Source organism: Streptococcus parasanguinis CC87K (assembly GCF_000507765.1).
GTDB classification, from domain to species: domain Bacteria; phylum Bacillota; class Bacilli; order Lactobacillales; family Streptococcaceae; genus Streptococcus; species Streptococcus parasanguinis_J.
Genome location: NZ_KI669401.1, coordinates 296,501 through 312,800, shown reverse-complemented (window position 1 = coordinate 312,800; position 16,300 = coordinate 296,501). Strand labels below are relative to the sequence as shown.

The window sequence follows — 16,300 nt, the reverse complement described above, 5'->3', positions numbered from 1 at the left end:
CTAATTATTCGTCTTCTGACTCTTCACATATTGTCTCATCAACAACTTGGCCATCCATTTGGGCCAGAAGAGTTCATACATGTATAGATCTTCTTTACTACGCGTATTGTCTGCAATTGTTTTTGATGTTTCAGATTCTCCATGGATACGGTGGCACATGAGTTTGTCAGATACATAAGCGAAACGACCTTTATACTCGCTGATCTTATACCATGCGTACCAATCCAAACTCACTCTCATCCCTTCATCAAAATAGAAATTCTTCAAATTTTCACGATTATAGGTGACAGCTGGACAACAAATCGGATTCCCAAAAGCCATCACACGGTTTCGCCAAAAGTGACTAGCAGGAAAAAGATTCATGGTTTTTAACATCAAGGTTTTGATCTTCAGATTTGTATTCGCAGGAATTTTATGGCCATCTTTTTCTTCAAAATAATCAGAATACCCAATCAACACATCTTGATTTTTTTCCATCTTAGCCAAAACTTTCTCAGCATAGTCCGGCTCATAATAATCATCCTGATGGGCGATGGTAGCATACTTCGTCTCTGCAAAAGACATGGCATTGTTCCAATCCTTACCAATTCCACCACCTTGCTTGGTGTAAAATGGAATAGCATAACGCTGACAAAGTTCCTTGATCGAATCCAGTGGTGTTGAACTGTAACAGATAATCTGTGATTGGAGAGTTTGATTCTTCAAGGATTGAATACAAGCTTCCAAGTATTCGCTCTCACCATAAGCACAAATCACCCACGTATGATTACTGTTCATCATTCTCCTCTTTCGTTTCTACTTGACTTATTAAAATAGATAATTCTTGAACTAAATGCTTTATCTGTTCTTTTTGTTTTGACAAAGTCATGGTTTGCAAAAATCCAATGACCAACAGGAAAAAAATAGTAAGAGACAATAGAAAATTGGAGGTCAATTCAAATCCAAGTAATTTAGCAAAGTATCCAGGAATAGAATCAAACACTGAAATTACAATCATGACAAGACTGATAACAATCCACATGAATGCCTGTTCAAATAAGATATTATTTTTGTTGATATTTCTAATGACTAAATAAAGGAAAAAGATTGAAGCTACCAACATAACTATAGATAATACTGACATTATTCACTCTCCCTCATAAAGGCTGCGATTAAAATGGATGAACATACTTCAATCATATAACGAATAGACTTGATAGGAGTGATGGAGGACACTCCGCCAGTACGTTCAAACATATTAGCAGGTTTTTCCACAACCTTATATTTACGTTTCAAAATGTGAACAATTGTTTCAGGCTCTGGATACTTGATTGGGTAACGTCTAGCAAATTGTTTGATCACAACTTTGTCAGCTAATCGATATCCCGAAGTTGTATCTAAGACCCTTTGACCTGTTGTCCACTTAATCAAGTTAGAAATAACTCCTATACCAAAGCGTCTCATAAAAGTTGTCTGAAATTCCGACTTAACATCACCAACAAAACGAGATCCAATAACTAAGTCTGCTTCGTTTTTTCTAATTGGTTCTAGCAAATCTGACAAGGATTCGATATCATGCTGGCCATCACCGTCAAATTGAACTGCTACATCATAATCATGCGCTAGTGCATATTTGTATCCTGTTTGAACCGCACCACCAATTCCAAGATTCATCACGAGATGAACAGCATTAAAATGGTTCTCGTCAAGAATTTGTTTTGTCATATCTGTTGATCCATCATTGATAACCACATAGTCCAAATCAAAATCAACCTTCTTGCGGTAATTCAAGATACTCGTTACCGTATCGAAAATACTTTCCTCCTCATTGTAGGCAGGAATTATCATTAATACTCTCAACTACTTCTCCTTTCCTTTACAGTAAAATCTCGAAAACAGTGAAACTAATCTTAAACGTTCTAAAGTTCTAAAAGCCATTACAGAAATAATAGTTTGAATTCTTTCTCCATTTATCTCGGATGATAATGGTGTTAAATTTGAATCAATATTTTCTTTAGAAACCCATTGTTTAATTTTTCTATATTGATCCATAAATGACGAGCTTGAAGCGGCTCTTCCAGAAAAGAGTAAGTACCAAATGTAATATCGTTTAATAAAATAGCGAATATATTTTGAATCTCCAGCAACTTGAAGCAAGTGACTCAGGAAATACACAATATCTATATTCGGATTAAAGCCTCTTTGAGATGTGTTTGAGATACTCTTCTCGTTAAAAAACCAATTATAGCCATTATAATCAATTATTTTAATTTTTTCTGTTAAATTGTAAGCAGTCAAAGTAAAGATAACATCTTCACCTATTGGATAATCAAAGAACTGGATATTATTATCTATTAAAAATGAAGTTCTATAAATACGTGCCCAAGGAGCAACAACTATATACTTAGACCATTCAGACTGTGTTAAATCTTGCTTAAAAAGTGTCTTCATTTCCTGATTAACACGCTTATAACCCCCAAGAACAATATCTAGTTGTTCTTGATCTATTGCATTATAAAAACGCTCTAAATAATCTGAATCAACAAAATCATCATTATCGATAAATACAATGTACTTCCCTTTAGCAAGTTGTATACCTTTATTTCTGGTTTTAGCAACTCCCTCATTTTCTTTATCGATTACTCTGATAAAATCATTAGCATCAGCATACCCTTTAATAACTTCTAAACTATTATCTGTAGAGCCATCATTTAACAGAATAATCTCAAAATCTGTAAATGATTGATTTAGAAGAGAATCCATACATTGTTTAATTCCCTCTTGTGCATTATACACAGGAATTATGACTGAAACGGTTGGATTAGACATATTATACTTTCTATCTATTATTTTTTATAAAATTTCATCAAATATGGGAATATCTTAATTGATAATCTCAGTCCAAATAATCTTGTTATCATCCCAGTGTATCTGAATGGTCTATTCTCTATCTCATCTGAAAACTTAAGAAGGAATTTGTACTCTCTAAGTAAACGTTGGATTTCAGGATGAGATGAATATTGATTAACGTAAGGAAGGATTGAGATATATGAGATCGCAAAGTAAATACTCAATGCATGTTTAACATCAGGGTCAAGACTATTAACATCAGTTAACCCAATTTCGATACTCTTTAAAATATCAATTACATTTTTTTCTTTTACAATATTTGTAATACTTCCCAATCGATTCTGTCTGTATTGATAACAATCTATATTTAAAATCGAATAAGTAGAAATCATTTTTAATAGCTTCGCACAATATAAACAATCCTCAGATAAAAAACCAATAGGGAAGTCTAGTCCTTGTTCAAACAGGTTCTTTTTCACACATTTATTCCAAGCTGGAGCGGTTAAAATCTCGTTTTTGACTAATCCTTTAATATTCTCTTTGGTACCTCCATAATCGGGAACAAAATCAAAACCAACCCTGACGCTATCATCTAATCCATAGTATTTATTATAAGAAAATATAATTACATCACTTCGAAATTTATCAATGTTATTCGATAATTTATCAAGGAAGTCTGGATTACTCCAAAAGTCATCACCATCAACAAATAGTAAATAATCTCCCTTAGAATATTTAATTCCAGTATTTCTCGCTGAAGATAATCCGCCATTTTCTTGATGAATGGTTCTAACTACCTCAAATTCAGATGTTAATTGATCACAAATCATTCCTGTTCGGCCATCTGTAGAACCATCATCAACTATAAGAACTTCATATTCAGAATCAGGGAAGTTTTGACTTACAAGACTTTCTACACATTCTTCTAAATACTCTGCCACATTATATGCAGCAACTATAATTGAAAATTTCATTTTATTTTTTCCTTCTAAAGATTGTATATGGATTTGTTGCAAAATAAATTACTAAAGACGCAATTAACCAAGCTATCATTGCACAAAGGAATGAGAGAGATGCTCCAAAAATTTCAAATTTTGACACTAGAGGCTTGGCAGTTAAGATTGACACAATATAACCCACAATAAAGGAAATAACCAAAAAATGTTGCTTCCTAAATATTGTCAAAATATTATCACATACAGTTGAAAAAGTACTTGCAATTCCTCCAAGCAACAAGACGATAAAACTCGTCTGATACTGCTTAAGGTTAGTCCCGTATACAATATCCAAAGCTGGGATGGCTATAAAAGCACCAATTAGAAATATTAATGTACAAGTTCCAAATAAAATCTTGAAGAGATTATTCTTGTAAGTGACAAAATGAGAAATCTTCTTTTCTTCTAAAAAGACTGCAAGTTGTGTAATCATTGGTCTAAGAAACACAATCATAAGATTCATGGCAAAAATTGGTGTAAACAAAATACTAAAATCTCGCTGAACACCATTTCCAATCAAACCTTGATTAAAAATATCATTCAAAGCATATTTAGGCTGATTATAAATTGAGACCAACAAAAAAGCATTAATAAATAAAGGTAAACAATCTTTCAACACATTGATAATATTACTCAACCTAACACTCTTAAGATTTAAGCGATGGAAGACTTTTGAATTAGGATAATCAAATAGAGCAATAAAAATAAATGAACTGATGGTTTGTGCGATCACAGACCACAATAGATTTTTAGAGATAACTAACGTTAAAGCAAATACAATTGTTGAAATGGTATTTCTCAGGAAAAGAGACTTCCCTGCAATATCCAGACGTTCTTTCTGCTGAAACAATCCTTGAAAAACATCTGATAGGGCTTCACTAACTCGGAAATAAGATACCCAAAAAATTATCCCTACATTTGAGTGAGTATTAATATTAAAAATTAAATACGTCACTAAAAGAAGAACCATTGCAACATTAGAAATGATTCTTGTGACAAAATAGGTGTCAAAAGAATACTTTTCTCTTATATCTGTTGCTTGAAAATCTCTGACTTGAAAACTTGCTACAATAACAAAGAGGTTCGCAATTGCATAGGCAAAACTATAGGTATCCGCTGAAGCACTATTTAAAGCACGTGTAACAATAAAAAGAAGTATAACTGAAACAGCAGCTGAAGACAGACTTCCTAAAATATTCCAGAAAAACACCTTTTGGGCAGTTACTTTTCTCAAGTTTTTCTACTCACTTTCTATAAGCACATTCCATTAATTATACCATAAAGACAATAAAAAAGAGAGTAGCTTATGATATACTCCCAATATTATGATTAGTAATAATACTGGTTTGCTGCGGCCGAAAAAAATATGTTTGATATTTCAATAGTTAAAATTATTACTACATTATTTAAAATTTCCAAAAAAACAAAGGGAAATGTTTCTTCTAATCGAGAAACAGTCCCCCTTAATTTACTTTATTTTCCACTTTACAAATTATAATGAAATGGACATAGACACAAATTGCAAATATTACAAAATCCCATTAATTTTCAGATTCATTAGTCTATTACTTGTTATATTTAACAATCATACTTTGAACAAATTTTAGAACTCGAGTAATGACGTAGGTGATAAAAAGAGATTGTAAAAACAAAAAAATGACTATAAAAGGAAATTTTGGTAAGATGTTTGCAAAATCTCCCCATTTCTCAACTATTTTAGGATACCAATATAAATCTCCAATCACAGATAGTAAATAAATAGGAAGAGTGTTCTTAGAGATAAATAGGACAACTTTTTGTAGCCAATCATTTTTAATATCTACTCGTAGTTGAATAACAGAATAAAAAATTAATGAAGACAATAGAAATACTGGAAGAACACCGTATTCTATTCCAAAACTAGATCCTGATATTACTGATAATCCCAAAACACTTAATATATCGAGAATTAAAATGACTAAAAAAAGTTCTTTAATAGTTGACCTCTTCTTAGAAGAAGCAATAAAAGCACCAACAAGATAATATGTAATAGGCCAGAGTCCCTTCCAATAATCAGGAATTAGGTGAGATACAATCATAAAAATTTGCTCATTGTTATTAAACAATGAAAGAGTGGCTGGGAAAATAGTTAATAATACTAGAACACCTAATGCAATAGCTTGATTTCTACGATTATTAAATGATTTGAAACCTGCATTTAAAAATGGAATCATTATATATAACCCAATATACATATTTACATACCATGCATAGTGGCTAAAGGAAAATATATTTACTAATAACTTACCAAGATAATCTATATTAAAAACTCTAACGTCGAAAAAAGTATAGATAGAAGCGGCAAGACAGTAAATTCCAATTACTGGTAGTAATTTGATAAAGTAAGTTTTACTATAAGTCTTATCTTTCATTAAATAACCTGTAGTCATGATAAATATAGGAACACAGGTCATAAAAATCATCCAAATAAAAGATGATAAAAATATACTTTTAAAGGTATAGGGACGACCATAATAATTGGTATGAAGAAAAAAATGCACAGCTACTACAAATACTATTGCAATACATTTTAGTATATCTATATTTAGTTTTCGCTCTTTCATAAATCTCCTTATTGTATTACCGAATGAAAAGATGGTTTCGCACCATCTTTCCATTTTAATTATTTCACTTCTTGTTTGTAAAACTCTTTCAAGGCATCTTGCCAAGTTGGAATAACGAATCCTGTAGCCTTAGCCTTAGCCAAGCTCATCGTTGAGTTCAGTGGACGTTTCGCCTTAGCTGGGAATTGGCTGGAATCCACTGGCTTCACTTCTACATCAGTATCTTTGAGGATTTCAACTGCAAAGTCATACCAAGTTGTATCTTCTTCAGCATCATTTGATAGATGGTAATAACCATATTCTTTACGGTTTTCAGCCAAATAAGTCATAAACTCTGCGAGAGTACGGGTCCAGGTTGGACGCCCGTGTTGGTCATTAACGACTGTAAGTGTTTTGTGAGTCTTGGCAAGGTTTTGCATGGTGAAGACAAAGTTCTTACCGTAGTTCCCGAAGACCCAAGCTGTACGGATGATATAGAAGTTAGAAACATGTTTCTCAACCAATTCTTCCCCCATACGTTTGGTACGACCGTACTCTGTTTGAGGATCTGTTTGATCGTCTACTTCCCATTCTTGTCCCACTGGTTTTTTACCATCAAAAACATAGTCTGTTGAGATATAAACCAAGGTTGCACCGTGTTTTTCAGATGCCTTTGCTACATTTTCCGTACCAGTCACGTTGATGGCATAGTCCAACTCTTTTCCTTCATCTTCAGCAGCATCAACAGCTGTGTAAGCAGCACAGTGGTAGACCAAGGTTGGTTTTACTTCTGCGAATACTTCGTCTACTTTTTCTGCATTTGTGATATCCATTTCAGCCACATCAACGGCTACATATTCTTCATTTCGTTCGTCTAACAAATGGCGAAGTTCTGTTCCAAGTTGCCCATTTGCACCTGTAATTAAAATCATGTTACGTTCCTTTCGAATGCTTTTTCCCTATCATTATAGCAAAAAAAGCAGAAGTTTTCTGCTTTTTACTTACTTTTCTCTTTAATAACATAGATTGGACGCTTCTTGGTTTCCATGAAGATTTTACCGATATATTTTCCTAAAATCCCAATAGTTAGCAATTGGAAGCCTCCAAGGAAAAGAATCACTGTCATGAGGGATGGCCAACCTGAAGTAGGATCTCCAAAGACTAAGGTACGGATCACAATTAGGATCACCATAATAAAGGCCAATATCCAAGATAACAGTCCACCAACAAAGGCAATATTTAGTGGGGCATCAGAAAAATTGACAATTCCTTCGATCGAGTATTTGAAGAGGGACCAAAAATTCCAAGACGTCTCTCCTGCCACGCGCTCAACATTTTTATATTCCAGGTATTCTGTCTCAAATCCTACCCAAGCAAAAATTCCTTTTGAGAAACGATTGTACTCCGATAACTCCATGATAGCATCGACCATAGGACGGCGCATCAAACGGAAATCACGCGCCCCGTCAATCATTTCCACTTGGCTAATATGATTGATCAATTTATAAAACATCCGTGCAAAGAAGGAGCGAATAGGAGGTTCCCCATCACGGGTTACGCGTCTCGTTCCAACACAGTCTAAATCCGGCTGTTCCTCCAACTTCTGCTTCATTTCGATCAATAATTCCGGAGGATCCTGTAGATCCACATCCATGACCGTCACATAATCTCCTGAAGCATGCTGAAGTCCTGCATAGAGAGCTGCTTCCTTTCCAAAGTTTCGTGAAAAAGAAAGATAATGAGCACAAGGATTCAAGAGATTGAGTTCTCGTAAAACATCTAAGGTTTTATCAGAAGACCCATCATTAATAAAAATATATTCAAATTCTTCTCCCATGGAGGTCCGAACTCGTTCCATTTCTTCGTAAAATAATGGAATCGATTCTTCTTCGTTAAAACATGGGACTACAACTGATATGGTCATTCAACTCTCTCCTTGATTTCTTCACCTTCTATTGTAACAAAAAACTCTCATAAACCCTAGTATTTTTCACCCCGTCACTCCCCCTTTTCATGGTATAATAGAGTGAATCGATGACGGAAGGACACCTTATGTTAAAGCTGGGAATTATTGGTACGAGTTGGATTTCACATGAATTTATTAAAGCTGCTCATCAGACGGGCCACTATCACTTGCAGGCTGTGTATTCGAGAAAGATGAAGACAGCTCAAGAGTTTTGTGAGCCTTATGGGGAGATCTCTTGCTACATGGATATCATCGACTTCTTAGACAGTGAGCTGGATGTGGTCTACATTGCTAGCCCTAATTCTCTTCACTTCGCTCAGGCCAAGCTTGCTATTCTGGCCAAGAAGCATGTCATCATTGAAAAACCCGCTGTGACCACCCCTTCTGAATGGAAGGAACTGGTCAAGCTCGCTAAGGAGCACCAGGTCTATCTCTTTGAAGCTGCCAGAAATTACCAAGAAGAAGCCTTTCAAGTAGTTAAAAACTTCCTCTCTAACCAGGAAATACTGGGCGCCAACTTCACCTTTGCCAAATATTCTTCTAAATTGCCTGCCCTTCTTGCAGGTGAGATGCCCAATATTTTCTCAGATGTCTATGCAGGTGGAGCCTTGATGGATCTGGGAGTCTACTGCCTCTACTTGGCGATCGGCTTCTTTGGAGAACCGATCTCCAGCCACTACACCGCTCAGCAATTACCCAATTCGGTTGATCTCTATGGTCAAGGTGTCTTGATTTATCCAGAGTTTCAGGTTGCCATTCAGGCAGGGAAAAATATCACCAGCCATCTACCTGCTGAAATCTACACCAAGACTGGAACACTAACTCTCAATGCTGTAGCAGCCATCAACCAGGCTCGCTTCGTCAGCCATTCTGGGGAAGTCATCGACCTTCCGATCCAGTCCTGCCCACACCAAATGCAAGAAGAGGCGGAAGCCTTTGCCCTTGCCATCGCTCATCAAAAGCCAGCTGCTTATCTTGAATGGTTACAAACAGCTGAGCAGGTCCATGAAACCCTCTACCAGATGCGTCAAAGCGCTGGAATACAATTTAAGGATGAAAAAGAATGAAAGAACAATTTCCACAAAGCTGGAAAGACCAGTTAGAAACACTTGGATTTGATACATTCACTGAAATTCAGGAACAGATCTTCTCCCCTATCTATGAAGGAGAAAATGTCCTCGGAATCAGTCCTACCGGTACTGGTAAGACACTCGCCTACCTCTTTCCGAGCTTGCTCAAACTCAAACCGAAGAAGGCCCAACAACTCTTGATTTTGGCTCCTAACACAGAGTTAGCAGGACAAATTTTTGATGTCACCAAACAATGGGCAGAGCCTCTCGGGCTCCAGACACAACTCTTCCTTTCAGGATCTAGTCAAAAACGGCAAATCGAACGTCTCAAAAAAGGACCCGAAATCCTGGTTGGGACGCCTGGTCGGATCTTTGAACTGATCAAGCTGAAAAAGATCAAAATGATGAATGTGGAAACTATCATTTTAGATGAATTCGACCAATTACTGAGCGATTCTCAGTACCACTTCGTCGACAAGATCAGCCACTATGCTCCCCGTGACCACCAATATATCTATATGAGCGCCACAGCCAAGGTCGATCCAGACCAACTAGAGGAAAATACTCTTCGCGTTACGGTTGATGGAGTTTCTTTGGACAATATCCAACATTTTTATATGCAAGTGGATAAGCGGGACAAGGTCGAATTGCTCCGCAAACTCGCCTACGTTGAAGATTTTCGTGGTCTGGCTTTTTTCAACAGCCTGTCTGATCTGGGTAGTGCTGAAGAAAAACTACAATACCGTGGTGTTGAGGCCGTATCGCTCGCAAGCGATGTCAATGTCAAATACCGCAAGGTCATTCTGGAACGCTTCAAAGACCATCATCTGACCCTCTTGCTGGCCACCGATTTAGTCGCTCGTGGAATCGACATTGAACATCTTGAGTGTGTGATTAACTACGATATTCCTCGTGATGTGGAGACCTATACCCACCGTGCCGGTCGAACAGGACGAATGGGGCGTGATGGCTATGTAATCACCTTTATCACCCACCCAGAAGAACTCAAAGCCTTGAAAAAATACGCTTCTGTCCGTGAACTGGTTTTAAAAAATTCCGAACTCTTTTTAAATGAATAAGAAAATCCTCTGCTAGTGAAAGAACTGCAGAGGATTTTTACGTTAATTTCCATTGTAATAGATGCGATGACTTTCAAGTTGGTAATCCAACAACTCATCCACCGTTACAAAGGTATAGCCTTGTGATTTGAGGTAGTCAAGGACGGTCGGTAGAGCGTCAATCGTGGTTTGATGGATATCATGCATGAGGATAATCGAACCCGGTTTGACTTCTTTTTTCACTTCATTGAGAATAGCCGTCGTATTATGTGTCTTCCAATCTAGGCTATCTACATCCCACATGATGAAGGATTGGTCGACACCGTATTGGATAGCGTTATTGATGGCCCCATACGGAGGACGGGTAATCTTGGTCTGCACACCTGTCGCTTTTTGAATAGCTTCTTGGGTATCCAAGATCTCTTTTTTGGCATTATCCAAGCTCAATTTTGGCAATTGAGGGTGATCCCAGGTATGGTTCCCGATTTGATGACCTTCTTTGCGGACTTGCTTAGCAATATCCGGATTCGCACTGACATTTTTTCCGACCATAAAGAAGGTAGCTTTGGCATTGTATTTCTTTAAGATGGCCAGCGCCTGAGGAGTCGTGGTTGGATCTGGTCCATCATCAAAGGTCAGGGCAATCATCTTACGGTGGCGTTCTTCAATATAGGATTCATAAGAAGCTAGATCATCAGGAAGCAAGCGCTCTGTATCAATCACGTCGTAGAATTTAGACAAGGGAACAGTGAAGGTATCGTCTCCTTTAACCTTGGTTGGAAATGGAATGGTGAAATTTCCTTTTTCATATTGGAATTCCCATTGGCTCAAATCCAACTCTGAGAAGTGGGCAACCATTTGATCAATGCTTTCCTCGTCCAGCTGACGAAAGGCTAGATTCCCCCGTAATTCCTCCAAAAAGATCTGTTTGGCTCCATCTGGATCCGCAAAAACCTGGCTGAGGGTCAAAGGGTTACTATCATCATCCAAGTAAAAGAGGGGCAACTTCACCGTCTCATCTTTGATGAATTTCCCTTTTTTGTACTGGTATTCAGCCCGTTTGATTTGGATAGGGTGATAACCAACAAAAGGCGCTTCTGCTTCTTCACTATGATAGAAGGTCAAATGCCTAGGCTCCTTGGTTTTCTCATCCGATCCTAAACGCTGAAGATCTTCTTGGATCTTCTCTTTAATAATCTCAACAGGCTGTCCATCCTTAGTAGGATAATAAGCCGTCACATAAGAAGTTCCTAAAATTCCTTCCTGAACCTGGGCATCTTTTCCTTTTTCAGAGCTTTTCTCTAATTGGGTGACCTTGGAAAACTGATCCTGATAGGCTTTTTGTTCACGAAGCCTTTGAATCTTTTGATATCCGATATACAAAAGACTCAGAAAAAGGAGATTTATAATGATTAATAAAATAGTTTTCGTGTGTTTGAATCTCATAACTTTATTATAGCAAATTTCTCTCGAAAAAACATTCCTTTTTTGTAAATGGTTTCATAAAAAAGAGAGAGTGGGACAGAAATCGGTAATTCGTTAGAATTCGATTTCGTCGTCCCACCTCCGCACAGTTGAGTAGGGCTGTAAAAGCTGATGAAATCAGCGTAGTAGAGCCCACTCAACCACTGCGTCTTGCTCGACAATCAAAAAAATAATTGAGAGGCTAGGACTTTTGTCCCAGCCCCCTTATTTTTAATCACTCTTATTTTTCGCGAATGACTTCTACCTTATAACCATCTGGATCTACAACAAAATAGTAATTCGGCTGTGTCCCTGGAAGACCTTTTGGTTCCGTCACTTCATAGCCTTTAGCCTTGTGTTCGGCATTCAAACCTTCTAGATCAGGAGTACTCAATGCGACGTGAGCATAGCCGTCTCCAATCACATAAGGACCATGATCGTAATTGTAAGTCAATTCTAACTCATAGTCATCTCCAGGCAGACCTAAGTACACGATAGTGAACTTGTAGTCTGGGAAATCTTTCCGACGTTTTTCTTCAAAACCAAAAGCATCTTGGTAAAAAGCGATTGATTTTTCTAAGTTTTCCACACGAAGGCAAGTGTGCAACATTTTTGAACTCATAGGTATTCCTCTTTTCTATTTTTAAAAAATTATCAACGATTTTTTTTACGACTTTCCGTCTTGACGGATAATTTCACTTCAAAGATGGTCCCTTTTGGTTTATTATCTTTGACTTGGATGGTTCCTTTGAAGGATTCTACGATCTGCTTAGCGAGGGATAACCCCAAACCAAATCCACCTTTTTGACGGGTTCTGGCCTTGTCCACGCGGTAAAAACGATCAAAGATCCGTTTCTTATCCTCATCTCGAATCCCTGGACCATTATCCAGCACCCTCAAAAGTAGATTTTTGTCCTTCAACTGGACTTCAAATTGGATCTCGCCATCTTCATCGGTGTACTTCAAGGCATTGTCATAGAGAATGGTCATCAATTGCTTGAGGAGCGTTCTATCAGAACAAATGACTTTGTCCACCTGATTGTCTCCTTGGAAGAGTTTGCCATTTTCTTCCGCAATGATCTCAAAATTCGAGAAGGTCTGATCGAAAAAGCTTGGTTCGATGTCCTCCATCTCTGGCTTCAAGCCGTCATCCCTTCGGGCAATATTAAGAAGGTTGGTGGTCAAGAGCTTCATATTTCGCACTTCATCCAAGCTAGATGCAATGCTCTCGCTTGACTCCATAATGGTCGCTTCGGGCTTTCTAAAAAGCGTTTCGAGGCGATTTTGAAGGACTGCTAGAGGCGTCCGTAACTCATGTGAAGCATTTTCCACGAATGCCTTTTGCTTTTGCATACTCTCAAGTAGGGGCTTAACACTGAGACGTGCTAGGAAGAGACTAGCGAATAAGGAGATTCCCCAGAAGCAAATCATGACGAGTGCGATCTGGCTCTCGTGCTCCTCACTGGTCTGTTCTAGCTGACTGATATTGGTCATGACAACCGCATACTTGACGTCACTATCTCCGTCATCAGACAAGCCCAAATCCGTCATGTAAGCCCGGTAACTTTCTTTTTTCCCGTAACTATTTGTGATTTGGAGTTGGGAAACCTTATTGAGGAGCTTTCGACCAAACGTCACCGTTTTGAAGTTTAAAAACCCATTTCCCGTTGTTAAGTTTTGATATTTTTTGTTCAGTAGAACAACAGTGGTATTGGAAGTAACGTCTCCTTTTGGTTCCGATTTATCAGGATTAGGCATCATCATCTCATGCTCATCACCCTCTTTGGAATTAGACTGTTTCTGATCCCGGTTGGCAATAGCTATAATGGAATAAGGATCCTGACTCAAGGTCTTGAGATTCTCATCGACCGTTGTATAGAGACTCGAGCGCATGACCTGAATAATAATTAAGGTCATGGCTGAGAATATCAAGGTGAAGAGACCAAAATATCGGATAAAGTAAGAAAAATCATCTTCTCCGACTGTTTTCTTAATCCTTGTTAGCATCTTTTAAGATATACCCCACACTGCGCAATGTTTGCAAGTTCTCAACGAAATCAGTACCTTTTAATTTCTTACGGATTTTTGAAACATAGACTTCAACCACTGAGATGGTTGTGTCACTATCAAAGCCCCAGAGACGATCGAAGATCTGGGTCTTTGGAAGGATGACATTTTGGTTTTGAAGAAAATAGACCAAAAGATCAAATTCCTTCCCAAGAAGTTCCACTTCTTTCCCATCCACATAAGTCGAATTGGTGGATAAATTGACCTTCAAATTGCCATAATTAAGGGTGTTTTCATTGACCTTTCCTGAGCGCTTCAATAGAGCTTGAATCCGCATCTTAAGCTCTTCTAGGTAGAAAGGCTTGGTGAGGTAATCGTCTGCCCCTAGCTCAAAGCCGTGCCCTTTGTCATCCAGACTTTCTTTAGCTGTCATGATCAAAACAGGGGTTGTCACGCCTTTTTCACGCAATTCTTTCAAGACATGGAAACCGTCTTTTTCAGGAAGCATCAGGTCCAGCAAAATCAAATCATAGATCCCGCTTTCTGCTTCGTAAAGACCTTCTTCTCCGTCAAAGACCTGCATGACATCCGCAAAATCATCTAAAAAATCAAATACTGAATTTGATAAACCAAGGTCATCTTCGACCAATAGAATTTTAATCATCGTCGTATCCTCTTCTCTTTCGTGAGTGAGTCTTTCTAATCTATTCTTAACCATTATAACACGACTTGCCTTCATTTCCTATAGTTTAGAACCTGGTTTTATGATCAAATACAGCCTGCCTGAGGAAGGCTAATTCTATGAGTTTGTCGTGTTTTCTTTGTTACTTTGACTGTCACTCGTCTTGTTTTTATTTTTTGAATTCTTCTTATTGGACTTTTTAGAGGACCCCTGGTTCCCTTCTTGTCCGCCAGATTGGTTCATGCCATTATCTGGACCATTCCCTTGTGGGCCACCATTGCCTTCTTGTGGCATTTGACCCGGACCGCCACCTTGTGGACCACCGCCTTGAGGTCCGCCATCCTGTGGGCCACCATTTTGCTGGTTTCCTTGTGAAGGATGGCCAGTTTGACTATTTTGTTGCTGATTGGATCCTTGGTTCTGACCCGTTTGGACCGGTTGAGAAAATTGTTGGTTATTGGAGGATTGAGAGGCGATGACACCGACACCAAAGCCGCTTCCAGCACCAACTAACAATCCACCAACTGCTGCCATGCCAATCCACCACTTAGGACTTCGTTTTAGGACAACCATTTTTTCTTTGGATTCTTGCGTTTCTACTACTTGTTTTGTTTCTTTTTGATTCATCTTTTTACCTTTTATCTTTTTGTACAAGTACTTGTCTTTTATAATTTAAAGGGAGCTCGATCCTTTAGTAAGGCGATTATACTTCAGGAGTCTTAAGCCTGCCTAAATTTTTACTTAAAAAATCCTAAAACAAGCGTGGGCTATTGACAGGATGAACCCCTTATTGTAGAATAGTTACCATAAAATAAATACGAGGTTAACTGTTATGAAGAAAATCTTTCCCTTAGTTCTCATCTCCATTGGAGTGGCCATGATCTCCGTCCTATCTCAATTCACCATTCCCTTTGGTCCAATTCCTTTGACCCTGCAGACACTCATGATCGGGATCATCGGGACCATCTATAAACCCAGCCATGCCTTTGTCACAGTCTGTCTCTACCTACTTTTAGGCTTCTTAGGTTTTCCAGTATTTGCCGGCGGTGCTGGTGGCGCTTCGCATTTCCTTGGTCCTACTGCTGGTTTCCTCCTCTTCTTCCCATTCCGAGCATGGATCACGTCTCTATTTACCAATGCTAAATCCAGCATTTTCACTATCTTTTTGGCCAATCTCCTCAGTAGTGCTCTCCTCTTTGTGTCAGGAGCTATCGGCTTTATGCTGGTCACGCATACCGATCTCCAAAAAGCATTTACTTTGGTCGTTGCTCCCTTTATCCTTGCCGACCTCATCAAACTGGTCATCATCACGATCACCAGCAAGGCGATTTTTGCCAGCCTCAAACACCACTGGTATTTCAAATAATACACAAAGGGCTTAGCGGATATATTAAAAAAGAGAGTGGGACAGAAATCGGTAATTCGTTAGAATTCGATTTCGCCGTCCCACCTCCGCACAGTTGAGTAGGGCTGTAAAAGCTGATGAAATCAGCGTAGTAGAGCCCACTCAACCACTGCGTCTTGCTCGACAATCCAAAAACAATTGAGAGGCTAGGACTTTTGTCCCAGCCTCTTTTGTTATAGGCATACATTTGTAAATCTCTTTAATTAAACTACTTTTAAATGGGTTACTGTTTCGAAGAAGAA

Annotated in this window: 17 protein-coding genes; 3 read left to right on the top strand and 14 right to left on the bottom strand. The window is 38.2% G+C overall.

Annotated elements, in window-relative coordinates:
- From HMPREF1195_RS01535 to HMPREF1195_RS01495, 9 genes are all read right to left on the bottom strand, one after another.
- Positions 1 to 777, bottom strand: coding sequence for a glycosyltransferase family 2 protein (locus tag HMPREF1195_RS01535; protein ID WP_023917801.1), 777 nt, complete (start codon positions 775 to 777; stop codon positions 1 to 3).
- Positions 767 to 1,123, bottom strand: coding sequence for a DUF2304 domain-containing protein (locus HMPREF1195_RS01530; RefSeq protein WP_023917800.1), 357 nt, complete (start codon positions 1,121 to 1,123; stop codon positions 767 to 769). Before HMPREF1195_RS01530 ends, HMPREF1195_RS01535 begins: the two co-directional genes overlap by 11 nt.
- Positions 1,123 to 1,839 carry a glycosyltransferase family 2 protein gene (locus HMPREF1195_RS01525; RefSeq protein WP_037599277.1) on the bottom strand — a complete coding sequence of 239 codons (717 nt, stop codon included), beginning with the start codon at positions 1,837 to 1,839 and terminating at the stop codon, positions 1,123 to 1,125. Before HMPREF1195_RS01525 ends, HMPREF1195_RS01530 begins: the two co-directional genes overlap by 1 nt.
- Positions 1,840 to 2,808 carry a glycosyltransferase family 2 protein gene (locus HMPREF1195_RS01520; RefSeq protein ID WP_023917798.1) on the bottom strand — a complete coding sequence of 323 codons (969 nt, stop codon included), beginning with the start codon at positions 2,806 to 2,808 and terminating at the stop codon, positions 1,840 to 1,842.
- 17 nt (positions 2,809 to 2,825) lie between these two features.
- A complete protein-coding gene (locus HMPREF1195_RS01515; RefSeq protein WP_023917797.1) occupies positions 2,826 to 3,803 on the bottom strand; it encodes a glycosyltransferase family 2 protein in 978 nt (325 codons plus the stop codon).
- Between the two features lies 1 nt (position 3,804).
- Positions 3,805 to 5,058: an MATE family efflux transporter gene (locus HMPREF1195_RS01510; RefSeq protein WP_023917796.1), complete on the bottom strand. Its 1,254-nt coding sequence runs from the start codon at positions 5,056 to 5,058 to the stop codon at positions 3,805 to 3,807.
- Positions 5,059 to 5,389: 331 nt separating this feature from the next.
- A complete protein-coding gene (locus HMPREF1195_RS01505; protein ID WP_023917795.1) occupies positions 5,390 to 6,427 on the bottom strand; it encodes an acyltransferase in 1,038 nt (345 codons plus the stop codon).
- A gap of 59 nt (positions 6,428 to 6,486) precedes the next feature.
- A complete protein-coding gene (gene rfbD / locus HMPREF1195_RS01500) occupies positions 6,487 to 7,338 on the bottom strand; it encodes a dTDP-4-dehydrorhamnose reductase (RefSeq protein ID WP_023917794.1) in 852 nt (283 codons plus the stop codon).
- A gap of 65 nt (positions 7,339 to 7,403) precedes the next feature.
- Complete coding sequence (locus HMPREF1195_RS01495) at positions 7,404 to 8,330, bottom strand: glycosyltransferase family 2 protein (RefSeq protein ID WP_023917792.1); 927 nt, start codon at positions 8,328 to 8,330, stop codon at positions 7,404 to 7,406.
- Positions 8,331 to 8,458: 128 nt separating this feature from the next.
- On the opposite strand from HMPREF1195_RS01495, the gene HMPREF1195_RS01490 reads away from it, so the two are divergent.
- Both HMPREF1195_RS01490 and HMPREF1195_RS01485 read left to right on the top strand, forming a co-directional pair.
- Positions 8,459 to 9,439: a Gfo/Idh/MocA family protein gene (locus HMPREF1195_RS01490; protein ID WP_023917790.1), complete on the top strand. Its 981-nt coding sequence runs from the start codon at positions 8,459 to 8,461 to the stop codon at positions 9,437 to 9,439.
- Positions 9,436 to 10,521: a DEAD/DEAH box helicase gene (locus HMPREF1195_RS01485; protein WP_023917788.1), complete on the top strand. Its 1,086-nt coding sequence runs from the start codon at positions 9,436 to 9,438 to the stop codon at positions 10,519 to 10,521. Before HMPREF1195_RS01490 ends, HMPREF1195_RS01485 begins: the two co-directional genes overlap by 4 nt.
- A gap of 42 nt (positions 10,522 to 10,563) precedes the next feature.
- On the opposite strand, the gene HMPREF1195_RS01480 is transcribed toward HMPREF1195_RS01485, so the two are convergent.
- The 5 genes from HMPREF1195_RS01480 to HMPREF1195_RS01460 form a co-directional block, all read right to left on the bottom strand.
- Positions 10,564 to 11,946 carry a polysaccharide deacetylase family protein gene (locus HMPREF1195_RS01480; protein WP_023917786.1) on the bottom strand — a complete coding sequence of 461 codons (1,383 nt, stop codon included), beginning with the start codon at positions 11,944 to 11,946 and terminating at the stop codon, positions 10,564 to 10,566.
- A gap of 259 nt (positions 11,947 to 12,205) precedes the next feature.
- On the bottom strand, positions 12,206 to 12,586 hold the full coding sequence (gloA, locus tag HMPREF1195_RS01475; RefSeq protein WP_023917784.1) for a lactoylglutathione lyase: 381 nt from the start codon (positions 12,584 to 12,586) through the stop codon (positions 12,206 to 12,208).
- Positions 12,587 to 12,618: 32 nt separating this feature from the next.
- A complete protein-coding gene (locus HMPREF1195_RS01470) occupies positions 12,619 to 13,971 on the bottom strand; it encodes a sensor histidine kinase (protein ID WP_023917782.1) in 1,353 nt (450 codons plus the stop codon).
- Entirely contained in the window at positions 13,955 to 14,635 is a 681-nt protein-coding gene (locus tag HMPREF1195_RS01465) for a response regulator transcription factor (protein WP_023917781.1), read from the bottom strand. The genes HMPREF1195_RS01470 and HMPREF1195_RS01465 overlap by 17 nt, the downstream gene beginning before the upstream one ends.
- A gap of 135 nt (positions 14,636 to 14,770) precedes the next feature.
- Positions 14,771 to 15,280 (bottom strand): hypothetical protein, encoded by a 510-nt coding sequence (locus HMPREF1195_RS01460; protein WP_023917779.1) that lies wholly within the window; start codon positions 15,278 to 15,280, stop codon positions 14,771 to 14,773.
- A gap of 205 nt (positions 15,281 to 15,485) precedes the next feature.
- Here HMPREF1195_RS01460 and HMPREF1195_RS01455 point away from each other — a divergent pair, with 205 nt between their 5' ends.
- Positions 15,486 to 16,019 carry a biotin transporter BioY gene (locus HMPREF1195_RS01455; RefSeq protein WP_021152981.1) on the top strand — a complete coding sequence of 178 codons (534 nt, stop codon included), beginning with the start codon at positions 15,486 to 15,488 and terminating at the stop codon, positions 16,017 to 16,019.
- The last annotated feature ends 281 nt before the right edge of the window (positions 16,020 to 16,300 follow it).